2 protein-coding genes are annotated in these 1,587 nt (G+C 53.4%); both read left to right on the plus strand.

All coding sequences use genetic code 11. The features are described from left to right. Positions 1-255 precede the first annotated feature (255 nt). Complete coding sequence (locus KDG50_03405) at positions 256-1,344, plus strand: helix-turn-helix domain-containing protein (protein ID MCB1864450.1); 1,089 nt, start codon at positions 256-258, stop codon at positions 1,342-1,344. Between the two features lie 23 nt (positions 1,345-1,367). Further along, positions 1,368-1,587: hypothetical protein (locus KDG50_03410; GenBank protein MCB1864451.1), on the plus strand; the 220-nt coding region annotated here is incomplete at its 3' end.

Raw genomic sequence — 1,587 nt, forward strand, 5'->3', positions numbered from 1 at the left:
CGTGTTCTACGCACGCTTTCCATCCTCCGGTGGTATGTGGAACGTCGATAGTGAGGTGTCGTGTCTCTCCTATCGTGAACTACGGCGGACACGAGCATACCGCCACCACAAGCTCTCTGTTTACAGGGTGTCTTGTGATTGAACACCCGCCACAGTGATGTGGTGGGGACAACTGATAGAGGATGCAGCCTCGTAAATGATATAACAAAACCTCTTGGGGAGTAAGTGCTGCATCACTGAAACCCGAGAGGTTTTGTGTTTTCTACACAGTTTCTTCAACCTAACAACACAGGGGACTTTATGTCAACCGAACCAAGTGCTCGCCAAAAAACTTCCCAATCAATGGTCGTCTCACATGCACGTATCCCAACCGCTTTTCTACGGAATCCAAACATTAGCCTCCGAGCGAAGGGGCTTTATGCGATCCTCGCTTCGTATGCGGGATCCGCAGGAACATGTACGCCGTCGCGAGAGACATTAGCAGCCCATGCTAACGTCTCTCTCTCAACGGTAAAGCGCATACTACGAGAGTTGAAGGAGGCTGGGGCAATCGAGATTACGCAGCGTACAGGGACGTCCTCCCTGTACGCACTTCAACCCCTCATAAAGCGAGGCGATGCGAAGGAGAGACACCACCCCATTACACGTGAAGCGATGGAACCGAAGGATATAGAAAAAGACCCAGCAGAGGCAACGGGCGGGGAACCAGACCCGGGTTATCAACGAACCGACGTGGGGCTACAAATGACCCACGGGGAGGCGCAAGAGCGACCCGACCCCGGTACAAAAATGACCCAAGCAGAACACGAAAGTGAGACCGAAGTGAGCCGACCCTCGGGTCATTGTTGCACAAAACCCGAGTCACTGACGACCCCCAAACAAGTATTAGAACAAGTATTAAGTGAACAAATAGAAGAGCGCGTGTGTGTTACTAATACTGGATTACTCACACGCGCAATAAAACCAATTGAAAAAGAAGAAGAACCTTTACCTGCTCCCTCTACTGTCTCTTCCGATGTGCCTGGCATTCTCTACGAGAACGGAATCCCTCGATTAGTACCGGTAGGTTATGATACAGAAGGAGTTCCGGTTTTCGACGCGCTCGCGGTGGTTTGGATGACCAAGCGCGTCCACGGCTTCGGCGACGAATACGACCTCCCTCTCCGGGCATGGATTGAGACGCACAACGGGAAGATGCCACGACCGCATGACGCTCGGGCACTGAAACGGCTCGTTGATGAGTGCGGAGTAGAACGGGTGACGAAAGCGATTCGGAAGATGGGGGATGCTGGGCAGTATAGCTTTGACCGACTGAAAGGACACGTCGCGGGGTTTGCTGCGTGAGAACACACTTGGAGCATGTCGAGTTGGAAGAGCAGGTACTCGGCTCTCTTATCCGATCAGGGGAGAGGGGGAACCGAGAGATTGTCTTCGAGGCGCACGCGATCTTGCAGGAGAAAGACGCCTTCACCAACGGCCTCCGAATGGCGGCATACGAGGCCATCATCGAGTCTGCGAAGCTCGGTGCTCCTGCGAATAGGCACACCATCGACAACGCGCTTAGAGCCAAAGGAATCCCCGCCAAAG

The sequence above is a fragment of the Chromatiales bacterium genome (genome assembly GCA_020445605.1).
In the GTDB taxonomy this organism is placed as follows: domain Bacteria; phylum Pseudomonadota; class Gammaproteobacteria; order JAGRGH01; family JAGRGH01; genus JAGRGH01.